Origin of the sequence: Paraburkholderia pallida (genome assembly GCF_004524855.1) — a bacterium.
GTDB lineage: Bacteria > Pseudomonadota > Gammaproteobacteria > Burkholderiales > Burkholderiaceae > Paraburkholderia > Paraburkholderia oxyphila.
In genome coordinates this window covers 478,785-499,906 of sequence record NZ_CP038149.1, presented here as the reverse complement: position 1 = coordinate 499,906, position 21,122 = coordinate 478,785, and the positions used below count along the sequence as shown (strand labels likewise).

Here is a 21,122-nt window from a genome sequence, read left to right as displayed (position 1 = left end):
GGCTCACTTGCCTGCGTGGTCTGGCCCGCGCGGCCCTTATTATTTTCTCTTTATCAGATGGGAAACCCGCGCGGACCGTCCAGCCTCACTGCGCCTCGGCGTCGTGCGCAAGCCCCGCCATCAAGCCACTCGCGCGCTGGACCTTCGCCTGAACCGCGCGGTCGAGCACCGAGCGCCCCTCGGGCAGCGCCAGCGTGAGAAACGCGCGCGCCCGCGTGATCCCGGTGTAGACGAGTTCGCGCGTGAGGATCGGGCTGTAGGTATCGGGCAGCACGAGCGCCGCGTGCGTGAACTCCGAGCCCTGGGACTTGTGGACGGTGAGCGCAAACACGGTCTCGACACCCTGCAGGCGGCTCGGCGATACCCATTTCACCCCGCCCGCGCCGTCACCGGCCGGGAACGCCACGCGCAGCACCGGGGGCGCGCCCGCCTCCACCGGCAGATCGAGCGCAATGCCGATATCGCCGTTCATCAGGCCGAGTTCGTAGTCGTTATGCGTGACGAGCACCGGCCGGCCCGCGTACCAGTCGCCGAGCGGCTCGATCAACCCCTCGTCCTGCAAGATCCGCGCAACGCGCCGGTTGAGCCCTTCCACGCCCCATGCGCCGCGCCGCAGCGCGCACAGCAGCTGGAACTCGGTATGCGCCTTCAGCACCGCGGCCGCCCACTCGGAGAGTGCCTCGGGCGACGCGCCCGGCGCGGGACGCAAGGCACGCATCGTCGTCAGGTAGTGCCGGTAGCCGCGCCGCTGCGCGTCCCGCCCGGGGACATCGCGCGCTTCGTGCGCTTCCGGCGCCTCGCTCACAGCACCGTCTACGATGAGCGCGCGCAGCGGCGCGTCGTCGTGCGCAGGACAAACGAGCCGTGCGAGATCCGCGTAGCCATGCCGCCAGATTTTTGCCACGCCTGTGGCGTCGCCCACGTTGACGAGATCGGCCAGCGCGCCGATCCCGCTTTCCGATGCGAAACGATGACTCTCGCGCAGCATGGCCACGGCCTGATCGAGCGGCGTGCCGCGCGCATCGAGCATCGCGGCATCGATCCGCTCGCCCGTCGCGGCCTCGAGCCAGCTCCGCGACGCCTGCGTGTAGTGGCCTTCGCGCGCGCGGTTGCAGAGCTCGCCCAGCACCGCGCCCGCTTCCACCGAGGCCAATTGATCCTTGTCGCCGAGCAGGACGAGACGCGCCGTGGGCGGCAAGGCATCGAGCACGGCCGCCATCATCTCGAGATCGACCATGGAGGCCTCGTCGATCACGAGCACGTCGACGGGCAGCGGATTGCCCGCGTCGTGGCGAAAGCGCCGGCTGCCCGGCCGCGTGCCCAGCACGCGGTGCAAGGTCGTCACCACGGTGGGAATCGCGCTGCTTAGCGCGGCGGCGTCCACCTGCTGCGCGAGCGCCTCGAACGGCAGCCGTGCAACGGCGCCAGCGATCGATTCGTTCAGGCGCGCCGCCGCCTTGCCCGTGGGCGCTGCGAGGCGAATCCGCAGCGGCCGCCCGCCGGGGCTCTGCGGATTCGCCGCGCGGCCCAGCGCCAGCGTCTGCAACAGCGCGAGCAGCTTCACGACCGTGGTCGTCTTGCCGGTGCCGGGACCGCCCGTGATGATGCTGAAGGCGCTGCGCGCCGCGAGCGCACAAGCGAGCTTCTGCCAGTCCGCGCCTTTCGCATCTGCGCGGCGCGGCGCAAACAGCGCGTCGAGCGCCGCACGGGCGAGCGCGGGGGGCAACTCGGCCTCGAGCCGGGCTGCGTGCGCGAGGCGCGCTTCGATACCTGCGCGCACATCCTGCTCGTACTGCCAGTAGCGCCGCAGATAGAGCCGCGTGCCCGCGAGCACGAGCGGCGTATTGCCTTGCTCGCGGCCGACCAGGTCGGGCATGTCGAGCGCGTTCAGCCACTGCGTGAGCGTCACGCCAGCCAGCACCTCGGCGGGCGGCAGCGGCGGCTCGTCAGTGAGCAATTGCGGGCCATCCGGCGGCAACGAAAGCGCGAAGGCCGGATCGTCGAGCGTCGCGTGCAAGTCGAGGCAAACGTGCCCCCGCCCCAACTGGTGGCTCGCGAGCGCTGCGGCCAGCAACAACAGCGGCGGTGCATCGGGCGCCTCGTCCAGCAGAAAACGGGCGAAGGCGCCGTCGAGCGTACGCAGCCAGCCGCGCTCGACCCAACGGCCAAGCGTGGCAAGCATCTGCGCAGACGATTCGCATACCGTTGCGCGAACAACCAAATCGGCTTGCATGGCGTTGCGCACCGGCTCCTCCGGCGTCTCGTCCTGGCCGCCATCGAATTGCTCGAACAGGTCCCCCGTCACGCCGATGCCATCCTTCGGCCCGCGTGCCCCCGTGGTACGTCGCTTCGTCATACTGCGCCCTCCAGCGCGCTGTGATGCGCGAACAGCGCATCGAGTTGCTCGATCAGCTCGCGCGGCGGGCGCTCGCAATGCAAGCCCTGGCTCGGCGCGCGGCCGCCGCGCAGGAACATGTAGACCGCGCCGCCCACGTGACGGTCGTAGTCGTAGTCGGGCAGGCGCGACTTGAGCAGGCGGTGGAGCGCGAACAGATAAAGCACGTATTGCAGTTCATAGCGCGAATGGAGGATTTGCGAGCGCATCTTTGCCGCCGTATACGACGCGTCGTCGGGTCCCAGCCAGTTCGATTTGTAGTCGGCCACGTAGTAGCGGCCTTCGTGGATGAACACGAGGTCGATAAAGCCCTTGAGCATGCCGTTCAGCCGCGCCGCATCGAGCGGCGGGCGAGCCGCGCCGTCCAGTGTCAGCGCCGTGACCAGCGTATCGAGTTCCTGCGTGTCCACCTTGTGCACCGCGACCCAGAACTCCATTTCGGCCATATAGGACGACTTGTCGAGCGCAGCGAGCACAACAGGCGACACTGCCTCGCCGTCGAATGCCGGCAAATGCATCGGCATGCTAATGAACTCCAGCATCCACTGCGTGAGCGTGTCGATCCAGCGATCCCAGCCGCGCACGCTGCAGCGGCGCGCGATCATGTCGCGCAATCGCACGCTGTCCTTGTCTTGCCCGATCTCCGCGAAACCCTCGTTCGCCACCCACTCCATCAACTCATGCAGGAAGCTGCCCGCGTCGGCGCCGCGTGGGAAGCCGTGCATTGGCGCGTCCGCTGGCGCGATGGCGATGGCGTTGGCATCGGGAATCGCAAGCGCGGCGTCATCGTCAGCGGGCGCGCTGGCACCCAGCAGTTCGAGGAACACGTCTTCGCCGCGCGTATCGGGCGCCAAGCGCGCCTCTTCCTGAGCGTGCGCGGCATAGGCGTCCTGCGCGCCTTCCACCGTCTTCAGGCTCGAATAACTCGCGATCCACCACGGTATGCGCGCGCGGCGCGGGAACGTGCGTGCACGTCCGCGCACCGCGCCCGGCCCCTGCTGCGCGAAGACTTCGCTGCCGGGCTCCGGCGCCTGCGCCACGGCAATATCCGCGCACGATCCGCGCAAGGTCTCGAGCAGCGTCGCGCTCTGCTCCGCCGGCAATGCCGCGCCGCCGCCCGCGAGGTAGCCGAACGCGCTCGACTCCACGCTTTGCACGGGCGCGTAGCCGATCCACGTCGCGTAGCGCGCGCGCGTGAGCGCGACGTACAGCTTGCGCAGATCCTCGCCTAGCCGTTCGCGGTCGGCCTGTTCGAGCACGCGCGGGTCCGCTTCGAGCGTGACACGCAAATCGCCGTCTTCATCGTGCCACTTGAACGGCACGTCGTCGGCCTTCACGGCGCGATGCGCGCACGCGAACGGCAAGAACACGAGCGGGTATTCAAGACCTTTCGACTTGTGGATCGTCACCACCTGCACGAGCCCCGCATCGCTCTCGAGGCGCAGCTGGCGCGCATCGCCTCCGCCGCCCGCGCTTTCGTCATCGCGCTGCTCGTCGAGATAGCGAATGAGCGCATGCTCGCCGTCGAGCTGCGTGCTCGCCTGCTGCAGCAGCTCGGCCAGATGCAGCAGGTTCGTCAGCGCGCGCTCGCCATTGAGGCCCGCAGCCGCGCCCTGCCCGAGCAGGCGCTGCGGCACGTGAAAGTCGTTGAGCAGACGCCGCAGCATCGGCAGCACGCCTTTCTTGCGCCACACCTCCCGATAGCCGCGGAATTGCAGCACGCGCGCTTCCCATGCGATCTCGTCGCGGCCGAGCGCATCGAGCTCGCTCCACGTGAGGCCGAGCGTTGCCGTCGCGAGCGCGCTGCGCACGAGGCGCCCATCGTCGGGTTCCGCGCAGGCGCCGAGCCAGTAACGCAGCTCCTCCGCCTGCGGCGTTTGATAGACGGAATCGCGATCGGACAGATAGACGCTGCGCACGCCACGCTGCGCGAGCGCCTCGCGAATCGCACGCGCCTCGTCGCGATTGTTCACGAGCACGGCCATGTCCGCAGGCCGTAAGGGCCGCAGCCCGTGCTCGCCCTCGAAGCCCGCCGCCTGTGCCTGGCCCAGGTTGAGCAGGCGCACCATCTCGGTCGCGCAGCTCGCGGCCATGCTTGCAAAGTAAGCGGTCTTGCTCAACGGCTTGCCGTCTTCCATGCCGGGCAGCCACCAGACGTTGAGCGCTGCAAGCGCGTGGCCGGCCGCCTCCAGTTCGTCGGCACGGCCATGCGCATCCGCGGCGACGAACGGCAACGCGTTCGTCTCGCCTTGCGCGCCGCGAAACAGAAATGCACCGCTCCCTTCGGGGCGCAATTCCGCCGCCTCGAAACAGCGGTTCACCGCGTCGACCATCGCCCGTGTGGAGCGAAAGTTCTTCTTGAGCGTATAGAGACGCCCCGCGCACGCGCGCCGCGCGCGCAGGTAGGTATAAATATCGGCGCCGCGAAACGCATAAATCGCTTGCTTCGGATCGCCAATCAAAATGATGGCCGTCTCGCTGCGGTTCGCTTCGATGTCGTAGACCGCGTCGAAGATCTGGTACTGCACCGGATCGGTGTCCTGGAACTCGTCGATCAGCGCAACCGGATACTGTTTGCGAATGATTTCGGCAAGACGCGGCCCGTTCGGCTTCTTCAACGCCGCGAGCAGGCGCGTGAGCAGGTCGTCGAAGCCCATTTGCGAACGACGGGCCTCTTCTTGCTCGAAGCGTTGCGCCACCCACCGCGCCGCGTGGCAGAGAATGGGCAGCTTCGCCTCGGGGCGCGTGGCGAGCGCCTCGCGCAAGGTCTCCATCGCGGTGAAGCAGGCGTGTGCGGGCGGCGTGCCGTCCTTCCAGATTTCGGCGAGGCCCGCGGGCGTGAGACGCGTCCAGACCGCCGCGTCATCCTTGAAGCCGGGGTGCGCGCTCTGCGGGTCGTTCGCCCATTCGCGCAGCTTGCCGAACCACGTTTCGCTATGGCGCGTGTTCAGCTTCTTCGCGTCGAACTGCTTCTTTTCGCGCGCCGCCGCGATCAGCCCCTGGGCTTCGTCAATGCCTGCGCGCCACGGCGCCTTGAGCGCTTCGAGCGCCTCTTGCGCCCGCGTGCGGGCGTCGAGCAGCGCGGCCTCGGGCGCTGGCGCGTCGGGCAGCAGATCCGCGTGCGCGAGCAGCCCGCGAATGGCACCGTGCAAGTCGTCTGGACTCCCAAACCAGGCACGGACTTCTTTCGCGCTCTGCGCATCGAGCGGCGCCATGAAAGTGCGCCAGTAGTCGCGCACCACTTCGGCACGCAGCTCGGTCTGGTCCGTCTCCAGCGTCTGCGAAAAGAGGCTGTCGCTATCAAACGCGTGCTCGCTGAGCATGCGGTTGCACCAGCCGTGGATCGTCGAGACGGCCGCCTCGTCCATCCATTCGGCGGCAAGCTGCAGGCGCCGCGCGCAAGCGGGCCACCGCTCCGGCGCGTACTCTTCCCGCAAGTCGTATAGCAGATCCTCGCCGGGCGAGCGCAGCGGCACGTCTTCGGGCAGCGCGTGGAAATACTCGGCCGCTTCGATCAAACGCGCGCGAATGCGCTCACGCAGCTCTTTGGTTGCGGCATCCGTGAAGGTCACCACGAGGATCTCGGGTGGCGTGAGCGGGCGCATGCCCTCATGCGCCTGAGCTGTTTCATCGTGCTCGAGTGCTTCGTCGCCCTGCCCCGCGCTCTGGCCGCTATGGCCCAGCACGAGACGCACGTACAGCATCGCAATCGTGAATGTCTTACCGGTGCCCGCGCTCGCTTCGATCAGGCGGCTGCCATAAAGGGGGAAGCGCAATGGCTCCAGCACGTCGGCAATCATGTCGTCTGCCGGGGTCATGCGGTTTCTCCAGCGGAGTCGGCTGCGTTGGGGGCGGCTCGGTCGGGCTTCGATGAAGCCAGCGGCGCGCGCTGCACCGGCTGCAGCAATGTGGTTGCCAGCGCAACGAATTCGTCGCTTTCAATAAGCGCATCGAAATCGGCAAACGCCCTGCGCAAATAGGGATTGGTCTCGCGCTCGCCGGGCATGCGCACAGCGCCCTCGTAGGCCGTGCGCGCAGCGTCCCACGCCTCGGCCGGCACCGTCCCGGCCGCAGCGCCGAAATCGACTGGCAGCTTGCGCAGCCATGCAAACGCGGTCTTCACCGCCAGCGGGAGCGGCCGCCGCCCGCCTTCGTCCCAGGCTGCGAGCAGCGCGAGCAGCCACGCGCGCGCGACGGCCGGCGCCACGGGCGCGAACTCCGCCACGCCCACCTTGCTCACGATCACCGTCGTGACCTCGCCCGCCGCCAGTTGCGCGGCGACATGCGCGACCCAGTAAGCGACGAGACGCTCGCCGCGATACTTGTTGTCCTTCACGAGCGTGCCCGCGTCGAGAATGACGCGCCCCAGTGCGCTGCCCTCGCCTTCGCGGATGTCGTCGATCCAGTCCTGAATCGCGAGCGTGCGCCCGTCAATCTGCGCGTCGAGGCGTATTTCGTATTGGCCGGCGAGCGGCGTGGGCCAGCGCGCGAGCGCCTTGCGATATTCACCGAACAGGTCCTGCATCGGCGCGAGCAGTTCTTCGCCGATGACTTCGCCGAAGCCACCCGCCGCGAGGTCGCCGCTGCGGTGCATGCGTTCGAGCCGCGCGCGCGCCGCGGTATCGAGGCCCGCTTCGCCTTGCTCCATCGCGCTCAACTGCGCGCGGATCAATTCGCCCTGCAACTGCCACGCCTGCAGCGCATCCACTTCGAAGGGCTCGTGATTCTCGCTCGCCTCGTCCTGCATTTCGAGCCCCACGTGCAGACGCTGGCGAAAGAAGCTGCGCACCGGATCGCGCAGAAATTCGCCCAGTTCGCGCACGGACAGCGGCTCGTCGCGCTCGGACGCGGGCAATGACGCATCCGCCTGCGCCGCGCCGGCCAACGGCACGGGGCGGCTCCATTCGTGCGCGTAGGTATAGAGCGTCGCGCTGCGCGGATCGGCGGGAAAATAGTCGGGGCTGAACGGCTGCAGCCGATGTTCGATCGTCAGTGCATCGAGCAGTGCGTGAGGCGCTCGGTGCTCATCGTGCTCTTCGTGGCCTTCGTACTCGAGCCGCCAGCCGGCCTTCAGATGGTCGCGCAACTGCCCGACCAGCACCGAAGGCGGACGCGGCGTATTGTCGGTCACGCTGCGGCCCACCCACGAAATATGCAGATGATCGCGCGCGGAAAGCAGCGCTTCGAGAAACAGATAGCGGTCGTCCTCGCGGCGCGAGCGGTCACCGGGCCGATAGTCGCGCCGCATCAGGTCGAAGTCGAGCGGCGTGCGGCTGCGCGGATAGTCACCGTCGTTCATGCCCAGCAGGCAGACGTAACGGAACGGAATCGCCCGCATCGGCATGAGCGTCGCGAACGTCACCGCGCCCGCGAAAAAGCGCTGCGCGAGACCGCCGCCATCGAGCTGCCCGAGCCAGTTCTCCGCGACAATCGCGAGCGGCAGCGCTTGCGTGAGCGCGGCTTCGCTACACGCCTCTCGCCACGTTTCCAGCGCGTTGTCGAGACGTTCCAGCGTATAGGCGTCCTCGCCTTCATCGGCGGCAAAGAACGTGGCCTTCAACGCACGCAGGCGCTCGCACCAGACGTCGACGCTGGCCGGCTCGCGCAGCGTGCGCCATGCATGGTCGAGCGCATCGACGAGACGCGTGAGCGGCCCCAGCAACGCGGCGTCGAGGCCGCCGATTTCGGCGTACGGCTCGATGCCGCGCCACGTGCCCGAGCGGTCTCCAGCCGCGTAGCCGAGCAGCATGCGCCGCAGCCCGAAGGCCCAGCTATTAGGCGCGCTCGCGTCTTCGCCTTGTGGCAGCCCCAGGCTTGCGCGCTGCTCGCCATGCAGGCCCCAGCGGATATTCGCGCCGTCTATCCAGTTACGCAGCGTGGGCACGTCCTCGGCGTCGATGCCAAAGCGCGCGCGCACGGCCGGCACTTCGAGCAGGTCGAGCACGTCGCTCACCGTCACGCGCGCGTGGGGCAGCGAGAGCAGCATTTCCAGCGCGCCAATCAGCGGATCGAATGCACGCTGCGCACGGTCCGCGATGCTGAACGGGATATAGCGCGGATCGTCGCTCTCGACGAGGCCGAACACGGCCTGAATGTGCGGCGTGTAGACCTCGATGTCGGGCACCATGACGATCACGTCGCGCGGCCGCAGGGCCGGGTCCGCCGCGAATGCCGCAAGCAGCCGGTCGTACAGGATCTCCACTTCGCGCTGCGCGCTGTGCGCGACATGGAAACGGACCGACTCGTCCACCTGCGGGTCGACCGCAGGCCAGTGTTCGCGCGTTTCGGGCAAGGGCCGCAGATCGCGAATGTCGTCCTGCAATTGCTGCAACAGCGTGTGCGCGTCGGCGCCGTCGAACAGATCGATGCGCTGGCCGATGCGCGTGAAGTGCGGCGTGTAGGTCTCGCGCGCTTCGTCGCTATCGTATTCGTCCAGCAGGCCGATGAAGTCGCGCCCCTGCTTGCCCCACGCCGCCAGCAAGGGCTGCGCGTGCAGATGCAGTTGCGACTCGTCGAGTATCGCTGGCGCACCCGCACGGCGGCGCTGGCGCGCGTGCCGCGCGCGCAGCAGGTCCTGGTCGGCGACGATGTCGGCCCAGTAATGCATGCAGGGGTTGTGCACGCATAGCAGCACCTGGCTCCAGCGCGCGAGCGCGGCAAGCACTTCGAGCGACTGGCGCGGCAGGCTGGAAATGCCGAACACGACGAGGCGGCGCGGCAGCGCGCGCGGACGCGCATCGCCCTCCTGCCACGCCTGCGCGCGCGCCATGAAGCGCTCGTGCACGGCGGCGCGGCCCGTTTGTGCAAGTTCGCTGCCCTGCGGCGCGCTCGCGCTCACGTCGGCCAGCAGCGCGCGCCAGAGCGCGGCCTGCCAGCGGGCGTCGTCGGCAAGCGGCACGCGGTTGTTGCGCGCGTCGATCACCACATCGTCGTTCGCGGCCCACGCGGCGAGCCAGTCGGCCCGATAGACCTGGTACTGGTCGAACAGATCGGCCACGCGCTGCGCGAGCTGGAAGCACTTGCGCTGCTCCTCGTCGTTCGCCATGAAGCGCTTGAGCGGCTCATAGCCGGGCGTGTCGAGCAGCGCGGGCAGCATGCGCATGAGACGCCAGACGAGGCGCGATTTGTCGAACGGAGAAACGGGCGGCACCGCGTCCTCGCCCAGCACGGCGCGATACACGGCCCAAAGAAAGCGCGACGGCAGCGACATTTCGAGCGCCGCCGCGATGCCGCAGCCGCCGTCCTCGGGGTCGGCCGCGAACGCGAGCTTCAGCCACTGCGCAATGCCGTTGCTCTGCACGAGCAACATTTCCTTTTCGAGCGGCGCGATGGGGTGCTGGCCGATCCATTGCACGATCAGGTCGCGCAGGCGCTCGGGCTCGTTGCCGTGAACGAGCATCAGCCCCGCGGGCAATTCGCGCGCGCTCAAAGGCAGCCTCCTTGCGTGGCGCGGGCGGCCTGGCCGCCGTGATCGATTGCGGAGCGCTGTGAGCGAGCTTCAAGCGTGAGGAATGCGGCCATGTCGCCTGGTGATGTTTGTTGCCGATAAGAAACCCGATGCGCCGCGCGCGCTTTCCGATACGAAACCGAAGGGAATTCGATGCGAAGCGCGATGCAAAGCGCGGCGCGGGCCGGCTGTGCAGGCCGGCCCGAAGCGACATGTTACGACATTGACGCCTCAGCCGAGGCGGGTTCCCGCGGCGGGATCGAAGAAATGCAGGCGCGCCGCCGGCAGGCGCACGGCAATGCGCTCGCCGCGCGCGGGGCGCACCTCGTGCGGCAGACGCACGACCACCTCGTTGCTGCCCCAGCGGCCATGCGCGAGATTGTCCGCGCCAAGCAGCTCGCAGGTCTCGACCTCGAGGGAGGCGGGCCCGCCCGCCTCCGGCTGCCGTTTGCCGCTATCGCCGTTATCGCGGCTATTACCGTTGCCGTGCATGTGCTCGGGGCGCACGCCCAGCACGCATTCGCGTCCCGGCTGCAGCGCCGCGCGCAGGCCAGCCGGGAGCTGCTCCATCGGCAGCGGCAGCTGCGGGCCCATGCCCGCCGTCTCGAAGCGCTGGCCATCCGCGCTCACGCGGCCCCGCAGCAGATTCATTGCCGGCGATCCGATGAAGCTCGCCACGAACATCGACGCGGGCCGGTCGTACACCTCGCCGGGCGTGCCGATCTGCTCGGCGCGCCCGCCGTTGAGCACCATCACGCGCTGCGCGAGCGTCATCGCCTCGATCTGGTCATGCGTGACATAGAGGCTCGTCGTGCGCAGGCGCGCATGCAGCCGCTGGATCTCGAGGCGCATTTGCACGCGCAGCTTCGCGTCGAGATTCGAAAGCGGTTCGTCGAAGAGGAACACCGAGGGCTCGCGCACGATGGCCCGCCCCATTGCCACGCGCTGGCGCTGCCCGCCCGAAAGCTCGCGCGGCTTGCGCTCGAGCAGCGTGCCGAGCTCGAGGATCTCGGCCGCTGCCGCCACGCGCGCGTCGATCTCGCGGCGCTCGAGCCCCTGCAGCCTGAGGCTGTAGCCCATGTTGCGCGCCACCGTCATATGCGGATACAGCGCGTAGTTCTGGAACACCATCGCAATGTCGCGATCCTTCGGCTCCATGCGGTTGACGACCTTGCCGCCAATCCCGATCTCGCCCGAGCTCACGCTCTCGAGCCCCGCCACCATGCGCAGCAGCGTGGATTTCCCGCAGCCGGAAGGCCCCACGAGCACCATGAATTCGCCGTCCGCCACCTCCACGTCGATGCCGTGCAGCACCCGCTGCGCACCGTCGTACGATTTCGTCACGCCCCGCATGCTCAATGCCGCCATGCCGTCTCCCGCTTATTCGTTCGCTGTTTCGTTCGATGTTTCGTTGGCTCTTTCGCTTGCTCGTACGCTTGTTCGTACGCTTGTTCGTTCATCTTCTGCCCGATGTGCCTGGCCTTCGGCGTCACGCGTCACTTCTCCACATCCACGAGCCCGCGCACGAACCAGCGCTGCATCGCCAGCACCACGACGAGCGGCGGCAGCATCGCGATCATCGTCGCGCACATCACGAGGTGCCATTGCGTGGCCGCGTCGCCGCTCGCGATCATGCTCTTGATGCCGACCACGGAAGTCGTCATGGCCGCCGTGCTCGACATCAGGATCGGCCACAAGTACTGGTTCCAGCCGTAGATGAACGTGATGACGAAGAGCGACGCGATATTGGTTTTCGAAAGCGGCAGCACCACGTCCCAGAAGAAGCGCAGCGGACCCGCGCCGTCGATGCGCGCCGCCTCGATCAGCTCGTTGGGCAGCGTGAGAAAGAACTGGCGAAACAAAAACGTGGCGGTGGCCGAGGCGATCAGCGGCAGCGTAAGGCCCGCATAAGTGTTGGTGAGATGCAGCGTGGCCGCGACCTGCACCGTGGGAAAGATGCGCACTTCCACGGGCAGCATCAGCGTCACGAAGATGAGCCAGAACGAGAGGCGCCGAAACGGGAAGCGGAAGAACACGATCGCATAGGCGGAGATGATGGAGATGGCGATCTTGCCCACCGAGATCACCAGCGCCGTGATGACGCTGTTGAGCAGCATCTTGCCAAAGGGGCTCGCGGCATTGCCCGTGCCCACGTTCCAGACCGTCGCCGCGTTCTCGAGCAGATGCGTGCTGGGCACGAGCGAAAGCGGCACCGAAAAGACCTGTTGCGCGTTCATCGTCGCCGCGCAGAACGCGACGTAGACGGGAAACGCCACCACGGCCACGCCAAGCAGCAGCATCGCGTGGCAGAAGAGATTGAAGTATTTGCGGTTCTCGATCATAGTGAGCACCCCTAATACTGGACCCGCCGTTCGATAAAGCGGAACTGGAAGATCGTGAGTGCCGTGACGAGCAGCATCAGCACCACGGACTGCGCACCCGAGCTGCCGATATCGAGCCCGCGAAAGCCTTCGTCGAAGATCTTGTAGACGAGCGTGCGCGTAGCCTGCCCCGGGCCGCCGCCCGTTGCCGCGTCGATTACCGGGAAGGTGTCGAAGAGCGCGTAAACCACGTTCACGACGAGCAGAAAGAAACTCGTAGGCGAGAGCAGCGGCAAGGCGATGCCGAAGAAGCGCCGCACCGGCCCCGCTCCGTCGATGGCCGCGGCCTCGAAGAGCGACTGCGGAATGGCCTGCAGCCCCGCGTAGAAAAACAGGAAGTTATAGCTGATCTGCTGCCACACGGAGGCCACCACCACGAGCGTCATGGCCTGCCCCGGATTGAGCGCGTGATTCCATACGACATGCACGCGCGCGAGCGCGTAAGTCACGAGGCCGATGCTCGGATTGAAGAGAAAGCCCCAGAGCACCGCCGCAATCACGGGTGCCACCGCGTACGGCCAGATCAGGAAGGTTTGATAGAAGCGCTTGCCGCGCGTGACGTGATGCGCCATGGCGGCGAGCACGAGCGAGAGCACGAGACCGCACACGGTCACGAGCGCGGCAAAGACGACCGTCGTCTTGATCGAGTCCAGATACAGCGGGTCTTTGAACAGATGCGCGAAATTCGCGAAGCCGACGAATTCCGAGGAGGTGCCGAAGGCGTCTTGGGCCTCGGTGGATTGCAGGAGCGCGACGCCCGCGGGCCAGAGAAAGAATACGGCCGTGACCGCGAGCTGTGGGCCGACCAGCAGATAAGGCAGCAGGCTCGCGCCGAAACGGGAGCGTTGTTCCATCGCGTCGATCTCCTCGGGTTGCGGCGCCGCACCGGCGCGCGCCTGCATTTTAGCCGAGAGTCAAGACGCGCCTCCTCACGATGCACCGCGCGCCGCGATCAGTTCGTCCACCACGCCGATCACCTGGCCCGCGGTGATCACCGTCGTGCACTGATAGCGCAGTGCGTCGCCCGCGTGGCGCGGACACCAGCCGAAGTCGCTGTCGAACTCGACTGAGGTGTCGTTGTAGCAGCTATTGCAGCCGTGAAAGTTGATCACGCGCCACGGCGTATGGAACTCGGCTTTCGGATGCGAAAAGCCGCTGATCAAGACCACGGGCACCCCCACCGCCCAGGCAAGCCAGGACAGTCCGCTGCCCAGCCCGACGAAGAAGTCCGCGTGCGCGAGCAGGCTCGCGCGTTCCTGCAGGGGCCGCGCGCCGGTGAAGTCCTCGGCACCTTCCGGCATCGTGTTCAGCGCGCCGGGCAAGCCATATTCGCGATCCCGGTCGATGCACAGCACGCGGTAGCCGCGCGCCTTCAGGTGCGCGACCAGCCTGTGCCAGCCGTCCGGGTTGTTCCAGTATTTGCACTGCGTCGACGCCTGTGCCGCGATGCACACATAGGGCTGCGCCACGATGCGCGAGCGGTCGGCCACTACGATGTTCGTGCGCCGCTCCACCGCCGGCACGCCCAGCAGCCAGGAGGCAAAGTCTTGCAGGCTGCTCACGCGCGGATCGGTGGGCTGGTGATCGCGGTCGGCATACGGCGAAAAGCAGCCCACGCGGTAGGTTGCATAGATGGGCTTGCCGTCATCGTCCAGGGTACCTGAAGCCTCCGGCATTTCCGATACGAAACGCAGCGCCGGATAGCCGGCTTCGAACAGCTCATGCAGCCATGGCCGCATCTGCACCGTCACTGAGCAGCCGTGTCGCTGCCGATAGGCCTCGATAGCCGGCACCCAGGCGATCGCGTCGCCCAGCGCGCCCGAGCCGATCGTCATCCAGACGTGCTTTTCGGCGGCATCGAATGCATGGGAGAAGACCCGGCGGGGGCCGTCGAACACCTCCAGCAGGAATCGCACGAAGTATTTGCGGCGGCTCGCGACGATCTCGCCAGCCGCGAGCGCGGCGTCGAACACGAGGTTCTGCGTGTCGAGATCGACCATGCGCACGCGCCAGCCCGCCGCCGGCACCTGCACGCGGCACCCGTAGTTGAAGTCGTAGCGAATGCCCTCGGGGCCTTCGAGACAAGGGGCGTCCACGCGCGCGAAACTGGCCGCGTAGCTGCCGCGTTGCGTATCGGAAAACCCGGAAACTTCAGGAGCGGGACGCGATTCTGGATGAGCGGATGGATGCACCGTGCGGGCCTTGTTGGCGTGGCTGCGATATTCGGGACGGACGGTCGAGCCAGAACGCCCGGATCCGTCGCGCCCGCGATGATAGTGCAGCACCGCCCCCGCGCGCCGGCACGCAGATCAAGACATCGCCAAATAGCAAGCCCCGCAGTTCAAGGTGCGCTCACGCGCTACGCCAGTGCCGCCGCCGCGAACTTGCCGAGATCCGTGGCCGGGTCGCGCAGCGCGGCGAGATCGAGCCGCTTGCCCGAGCCCACGAGCTTCTTGCCGCACAGGAAATCCGGCATCGAGCTCACCGCATCCACCGCCAGCAGCGCGCCGTCCTTCAGGTAGTAAACCGCGAAGCGGCGCGCAGCCGGGTCGCCGCGCACGACGGTTTCGTCGTAGCCCTCGTGCAGGCCCACCGTCTGCAGCTTCAGGTCGTACTGATCGGACCAGAACCATGGCGCGTCGCACGCGGGCCGCGCCTTCCCGACGATGGCCGAAGCGGCGAGCTTCGCCTGCTCCACCGCGTTGTGCACGCTCTCGAGACGGCCCGTGCGGCTGTAGTGCGCGAGCGGCCGGCTCGCGCAATCGCCGATGGCGAACACGTCGGGGTCCGACGTGCGCGCGTCCTCATCGACCTCGATGCCGTTGACGCACGCAATGCCGGCCGCCTGAGCGAGCGCGACGTTCGGCGTGATGCCGATGCCGATCAGCGCGAGCGTGGCGGGCACGATCTCGCCACCCGCGAGCTTCACGCCCGAGAGTTTGCCGTGCTCGCCCACGAACGCCTCGATCTTCGAATTCAGGCGCAGGTCGACGCCCTGCGCGCGATGTTCGTTCTCGTAGAACGTGGAGACCGTCTCGCCAGTCACACGCCCGAGCACGCGCGGTGCAGCCTCGAGCACCGTCACCTCGTGCCCCAGTTGACGGGCGGCGGCCGCGGCCTCGAGTCCGATGTAGCCCGCGCCGATCACCACAAGCCGCTCGCCGGGCTTCACGCGCTCGCGCAGCACGTCGGCGTCGGCGAGCGAGCGCAGCGCCACGATGCCGGCGAGGTCGTGTCCCGGCAGCGTCAAGGCACGCGGCGTCGAGCCGGTCGCGAGAATGAGCTTGTCGTAGTGCAGCGTCGTGCCGTCGCTGAGCGTCAGCGTGTGGCTCGCGCGGTCGAGCGATTGCGCGCTCGCACCGAGCTTCAGTTCGATGCGCTGATCGTCGTAGAACTGGCGCGGCTTGAGCCAGAGCCGCTCGAGATCGGCCTCGCCTTTCAGGTAGGTCTTGCTCAGCGGCGGACGATGATACGGCGGCACCGGCTCTTCGCCCACCAGCACGATGCGCCCCTCGAAACCGTACTGGCGCAGCAGCGCCGCCGCGTTGCCGCCCGCGTGCCCTGCCCCGACGATCACCACTGTGTTGCCTGCTTCCTGCATGTCCGCTCCCGTTCATTGATTCGCCGCGCGCATGGGCCATGGCCATTGAGCACGGCACCTTGCCAGTCTGGGCTTGACGACGCGCACCGCCCGCGCGCGCCGGGACCGGCATCATCTCACGTCTGCACGGCGGACGGCAAAGCCCCGGCTTTGCGTGCACGGCACGGGCCTGCAGGACAACCGCGCCATCAATCGAGCGCGCGGTCGTTCGGCGCCGCGTAGAGCGCGCGCAGCGTATCGCTCATCGGAAAGTGAAAGTTCACGCCCTTGGGCGGCACCGGCTGCTCGAACCACTTCGTATAGAGCGCGCCGATCTGCCCGCTCTTCATGAGCGCGCTCATCGTCTCGTTCACGAGTTGCCGGAACGCCGGATCGCCGTTGCGCAGCATGAATGCATAGGGCTCCCAGGATTGCGGCGTGCCGACGATCACCCAGTCGGACGGATGCGCGGTCAGCGAGCGCGTGCCGGCGAGCAGCACGTCGTCCATCATGTAGGCGACCGCGCGCCCCGATTCGAGTATCTCGCGCCCCTGCCTGTAGTCCTTCGCGCTGATCACCTGCATGTTCATATGCTTCTCGAGATTCATGCGGCGCAGGATGGTCTCGGACGTCGTGCCCTGATTGGTGAGCACGGTCTTGCCCACGAGATCGCCGAAGTCGTGGATGCCCGAGTCCTTGCGCGTCAAGAGCCGCGTGCTCGCAACGAAGAACGTATCGGAAAACGTCACCTGACTATGGCGCGCCTGCAGATTGGTGGTGACGCCGCATTCGAGATCGACGGTGCCGTTCTGCACGAGCGGAATGCGGTTCTGCGAAGTCACGGGAATGAAGCGCACCTGCAGATTCGGGCGATGCGCCTGCGCCTTGATCGCATCGATGACATGATTGCAGATGTCCTGCGAAAAGCCGATCACGTTGCCATTCGCATCCAGATACGAGAACGGCACGGACGTCTCGCGATAGCCGATTGCAATCATGTTGGCGGCGCGGACCTTGTCGAGCGTGGGTTGTGCAACCTGTGCGCCAGCCGGTTGCAGCAATAGCAACGGCAGCGCCAGCATTACCGCGCCGGCGAGACCGGTGCGCAACGCCCGACACCGCCCCTTCGCCACGCGCTTGAGCCGGTTCATGATTCGCTCCCCCTGCCCGATGGACGTTTCGATTCGTGAAGTGATGCGCCCCGCACAACGCGCCCGATCGGCATGACTCGCATGGCGCGCCGTCCAATGCGATGTTAGCGCGCGGGCACTGTCACGAGAAACGCAAGGCGAAAAAAAAGCAGCGGCCGCAACCGCTGCTTTCGCGCCGCATGGCTTCGCCCCACGGGTTCAGCCGTTGACGATCTCCTTCGGTTGCAGCAGCGAGAGCGCAGCGCCCAGCACCATCGCCGCCGCCACGCAGTACATGCCCGCGTTGGTGCTATGCGTGACGTCCTTCATCCAGCCGATGATCGTCGGGCTCACGAAGCCCGCGAGATTGCCGATCGAGTTGATCATGCCGATGGCCGCGGCTGCCGAACCGCCGGCGAGTATCGCGCTCGGCCAGGCCCAGAAGACCGGCATGGTCGCGAGCATGCCGGCGGCGCCCACGGAGAGTGCGAGCATCGCGAGCGGCACGTTGTGGCCGAACACCGTGCTCAAGTAGAGCCCGAGCGCCGCGGCCAGCGAGGCAATCGCGAAGTGCCAGCGGCGCTCGCCGCGGCGGTCCGCGCTCTTCGCCACGAACAGCATGCTGAACACGGCGCAAGCGTAGGGAATCGCAGTCAGGAGGCCCACGTCGAGCGCGCTCTTCACGCCGCTCGCCTTGATGAGCGTGGGCAGATAGAAGCTGATGCCGTAGAGGCCCATCATGCAGCAGAAATAGATGAGCGCCATGAGCCACACGCGGCCATTGCTGAACACCGAGGCAACCGAGGCATGGCCCTTGCCGGCCTGCTCCTGCGCGATGTTTTCCTCGAGCACGGCACGCTCTTCGTTCGAGAGCCACGTCGCCGCGCGAATGCTATTGGGCAGATAGAACAGCGTGATCACGCCGAGCACGAACGAAGGCAGCGCCTCGATGAAGAACAGCCATTGCCAGCTCGCCCAGCCATCCCGGCCGTCGAAGGCCGCGAGAATCCACCCGGAAAGCGGGCCGCCCAGCACGCCCGCGACCGGAATGCCGATCATGAAGAGCGCGTTCATGCGGCTGCGCCGCGCGGCGGGAAACCAGTAGGTGAGGTAGAGCACGATGCCGGGGAAGAAGCCGGCTTCGGCCACGCCCAGCAAGAAGCGCACGATATAGAACTGGGTGGGCGTCTTGACGAACAGCGAGGCCGCCGATATCACCGCCCACGTGAGCATGATGCGCGCGATCCACCTGCGCGCGCCCACGCGATGCATGAGCAGATTGCTTGGGACTTCGAAGAAAAAATAGCCGATGAAAAAGATCCCTGCCCCGAGACCGTAGACGGTCTCGCTGAATTGCAGGTCGCTCAGCATCTGCAGCTTGGCGAAGCCGACGTTCACGCGGTCGAGATAGGCCGCAACGTAGCAAAGAAAGAGAAAGGGCAACAGGCGCAGGGTCGCTTTCGCGTAGGCCCGGGATTCGAGCTGCTGCCGTTGGGCGCTCGCAAGGCCGCTGGTAAGGGTATTCATGGTCTCCACTTCATGGGTCTGGCTCTTGCATGCGTTGGTCGTGCGTTGTTCATGCGAGCCATCGCTGCGCCGGCCAGGAAAATCGGGTCTTATGCCTGGCGTTGCAGGCGCGGATGTTACCGGTCACGCCCCTGCCTTGCAACGAATGCAAAGTGCATAATCGTAGCGGCACGCAATCGGCACTGTCAACATTATGTAAGCAAGACCGAATCGGTGGGCACGCCCGGTGCAGGGCTACACTCACCGGTCGAGTTTCGTATCGGATACATTGCATCGAGGAGCGCACGCCATGACTCATGCCGCCCCGCCCCGTCGCCCGCGCGTCTATCTCGCAGGCTTCGACGTGTTTCGCCCCGACGCGCTCGAATACGGCGCACAACTCGTCGCCGCATGCGGCGACTTCGGCTTCGAGGGTCTTTACCCGCTGGACGTCCAGGTGCCCGCCGATCTCGACGGCCCGCGCCAGGCCGCGTGGATTTATCGCGCCAATATCGACGCCATCCGCAGCGCGGACATCGTGATGGCAAATGTCAACGATTTTCGCGGACCGGGCGAGCCCGACTCGGGCACGGCGTTCGAGATCGGCTTTGCCGCCGCACTGGGCAAGGAAATCTGGGCTTATTCGGCCGACACCGGCACGCTGATCGAGCGCGTGCCTTCGCACCCCAGTGCGCAGGGCCGGGTCTGCGAGCGCGGTTTTCTCGTAGAGGACTTCGGGCTGACGAAAAACCTCATGATCGCGTGCGCGGCGCGCATCGTGCCGGGTGACGCGCGCGCGTGCCTCGCGGCCATGGCGCGGGGACGCGTGGACTAGCCGCCCCGCCGCACGACGGCGCACCACTGCGCAGCACGCCGCGCCGCGCCGCCGCACTCGCGGCACCCGCTGCACGCAGGGCGGCGCGGCGCCCTCAGTGGTGCATCGCGCTCATCGTGCTCATCGTGCTCATGCGCTGCAGCGCGCGGATGCGCGCGACCGCCGGGCGATCCGTCACTGCGGTCTGGTAGAGCTTCGCGACATCGGCCTTGAGCGCGGTGCGCGAGGCGCCGTCGAGATAGATCATGTGCCCCGATGGATAGAAGCGCGCGCTCAGGTTGTTGCGCACCTTCTGGTCGACGAGCGGCATCTTCTGCAAATCGATCACGGTCTGGTAGAACGGCGTGACGAAATCGTAGTAGCCGTTTGCGGAGAGCACGCGCAAATCCGGATTCAGTGCCATCACCGCGGCCAGGTCGCCCGCCGTGTAAAGCACGACGTTGCCCTGCGCGTCGACGCCCTTTTGCGCACCCGTCGGGTCGATGTGACTGAAGTTCCAGTTCTTGAAGGCCTGGTCGTTGAGGTCCGTGAACGACGAGTTGGTGCGGAACTTGAGCGTCTCGTTCAGATAGCTGTTCCACATGGCCGTGTACACGCCGCTGACCGCCGTCATGGTGGGGTCGTTGCCGCCCGAATTCGGGTCGATGTTGCCGGCAATGCCCGTGTCGATCGCGGTCACGCGGCCGTCGTACGAGCCGAGCGCCACGCCCTTGTCCTTGAGCAGCGTGGTGAGGAACAGCGAGTTGCCGCGGCTGTCGTAGGCCGCGATGTTGAGGTCCCAGGCCTGCAGCGTTTGCGTGTCGATACCCGTGTATTCCGAAAGTGTCTTGAGCGTCGCGGGGATCGCCGGATTTTTCGGATCGGGGAATTTTTCCAGCGCGAGCCGGTAGTCGGTGCGCGCGAACTGCGCCACCTGAGCCGCGAAGGTCTGCAGATCCTTGGGCGCCGGCTTCACGCCTAAACGCTGGTGATACCACGCGTCGGCCGTCGCCGTGGGCAGCGCGCCAACGGGATTGCCGCTTTGCGTGTAATCCAGAATCGAAGACTGCAAGGTGATGCCGTTCAGGTCCACGCCGTCTTCGTGAAGGCGATACGCGAGCACGCAGCTGCGCGCCGTGCCGTACGATTCTCCGTAAAGAAACTTCGGGGAATTCCAGCGGTCGTTGGCGCTCAGGTAGCGCTTGATGAACTGCTTGAGCGAATCCGCGTCCTGGTCCACGCCCCAGAAGTCGCGGTTGTGATGCGGCGCGATGGCCGCCGAGTAACCCGTTCCCACCGGATTGATGAAGACCAGATCGCTCTTGTCGAGCAGGCTGTCGGGGTTGTCTTCGAGCGTATAGGGCGCGGGCGGCGTGAAGCCCGGCATGGCGGTCTTGATGCGCTTGGGCGCGAACGAGCCGAGCAGCACGAACACCGAGGAGGAGCCCGGGCCGCCGTTATAGAAGAACGTGACGGGCCGGTCCTGGGCCTGCACGCCGTCCTTCGTGAACGCCACGTAGAAGATCTTGGCGTTGGGCTGCGAGCTGCTCGGGTCGACAGTGACGAGATGGCCCGCGGTCGCCGTATAGGCAATGACCTCGCTGCCGATCTGGATCGCGTGATGCGTGATGGCGGCGTTCTCAGTCATGTCGGTCACGAAATCGTCGGGACCGTTGCCGTAAGCGGTGGGATCGAAGCACGGCTGGTCGTTCGGGCTGCGGTGCTTGCCGTTGCCGCTCGCCGCTGCGGTGCCTTCGTTGGTCTGAGCCTCTTCGTTCATCTTGTCTCCTTGCTCGTGGTACGCCGTGGTCTATCGATCGCCCGGAACGCGGTTTCGCTTTGGAAACCAGGAAAACTTTTGCATGCGCG

The 21,122-nt window shown here is 66.7% G+C and carries 12 protein-coding genes; 1 reads left to right on the top strand and 11 read right to left on the bottom strand.

Features of this window, described 5'->3' with window-relative positions; all coding sequences use genetic code 11:
- Positions 1-85 precede the first annotated feature (85 nt).
- From recD to E1956_RS17400, 10 genes are all read right to left on the bottom strand, one after another.
- The gene (recD, locus tag E1956_RS17445; protein WP_232071690.1) at positions 86-2,356 is read right to left on the bottom strand and encodes an exodeoxyribonuclease V subunit alpha; all 2,271 of its coding nucleotides are present in this window, start codon (positions 2,354-2,356) and stop codon (positions 86-88) included.
- Complete coding sequence (recB, locus tag E1956_RS17440) at positions 2,353-6,213, bottom strand: exodeoxyribonuclease V subunit beta (protein WP_134751370.1); 3,861 nt, start codon at positions 6,211-6,213, stop codon at positions 2,353-2,355. Before recB ends, recD begins: the two co-directional genes overlap by 4 nt.
- Positions 6,210-9,824 carry an exodeoxyribonuclease V subunit gamma gene (gene recC, locus E1956_RS17435; RefSeq protein ID WP_232071688.1) on the bottom strand — a complete coding sequence of 1,205 codons (3,615 nt, stop codon included), beginning with the start codon at positions 9,822-9,824 and terminating at the stop codon, positions 6,210-6,212. Before recC ends, recB begins: the two co-directional genes overlap by 4 nt.
- A 249-nt stretch (positions 9,825-10,073) precedes the next feature.
- The gene (locus tag E1956_RS17430; protein ID WP_134751368.1) at positions 10,074-11,210 is read right to left on the bottom strand and encodes a sn-glycerol-3-phosphate import ATP-binding protein UgpC; all 1,137 of its coding nucleotides are present in this window, start codon (positions 11,208-11,210) and stop codon (positions 10,074-10,076) included.
- Between the two features lie 128 nt (positions 11,211-11,338).
- Positions 11,339-12,184 (bottom strand): sn-glycerol-3-phosphate ABC transporter permease UgpE, encoded by an 846-nt coding sequence (gene ugpE, locus E1956_RS17425; protein ID WP_134751366.1) that lies wholly within the window; start codon positions 12,182-12,184, stop codon positions 11,339-11,341.
- A gap of 11 nt (positions 12,185-12,195) precedes the next feature.
- Entirely contained in the window at positions 12,196-13,077 is an 882-nt protein-coding gene (gene ugpA / locus E1956_RS17420) for a sn-glycerol-3-phosphate ABC transporter permease UgpA (protein WP_134751364.1), read from the bottom strand.
- 75 nt (positions 13,078-13,152) lie between these two features.
- Complete coding sequence (locus tag E1956_RS17415) at positions 13,153-14,415, bottom strand: autotransporter strand-loop-strand O-heptosyltransferase (protein ID WP_167760053.1); 1,263 nt, start codon at positions 14,413-14,415, stop codon at positions 13,153-13,155.
- Between the two features lie 167 nt (positions 14,416-14,582).
- Positions 14,583-15,824 carry an NAD(P)/FAD-dependent oxidoreductase gene (locus E1956_RS17410; protein WP_134751360.1) on the bottom strand — a complete coding sequence of 414 codons (1,242 nt, stop codon included), beginning with the start codon at positions 15,822-15,824 and terminating at the stop codon, positions 14,583-14,585.
- Between the two features lie 188 nt (positions 15,825-16,012).
- Positions 16,013-16,885 (bottom strand): transporter substrate-binding domain-containing protein, encoded by an 873-nt coding sequence (locus E1956_RS17405; protein WP_134754532.1) that lies wholly within the window; start codon positions 16,883-16,885, stop codon positions 16,013-16,015.
- 267 nt (positions 16,886-17,152) lie between these two features.
- Entirely contained in the window at positions 17,153-18,460 is a 1,308-nt protein-coding gene (locus E1956_RS17400; RefSeq protein ID WP_134751358.1) for an MFS transporter, read from the bottom strand.
- A 289-nt stretch (positions 18,461-18,749) separates the two neighbouring features.
- On the opposite strand from E1956_RS17400, the gene E1956_RS17395 reads away from it, so the two are divergent.
- Entirely contained in the window at positions 18,750-19,274 is a 525-nt protein-coding gene (locus tag E1956_RS17395) for a nucleoside 2-deoxyribosyltransferase (RefSeq protein WP_134751356.1), read from the top strand.
- Positions 19,275-19,368: 94 nt separating this feature from the next.
- Here the strand turns inward: E1956_RS17395 and E1956_RS17390 are convergent, their stop codons facing one another.
- Positions 19,369-21,033 (bottom strand): S10 family peptidase, encoded by a 1,665-nt coding sequence (locus E1956_RS17390; RefSeq protein ID WP_134751354.1) that lies wholly within the window; start codon positions 21,031-21,033, stop codon positions 19,369-19,371.
- Positions 21,034-21,122: the final 89 nt, after the last annotated feature.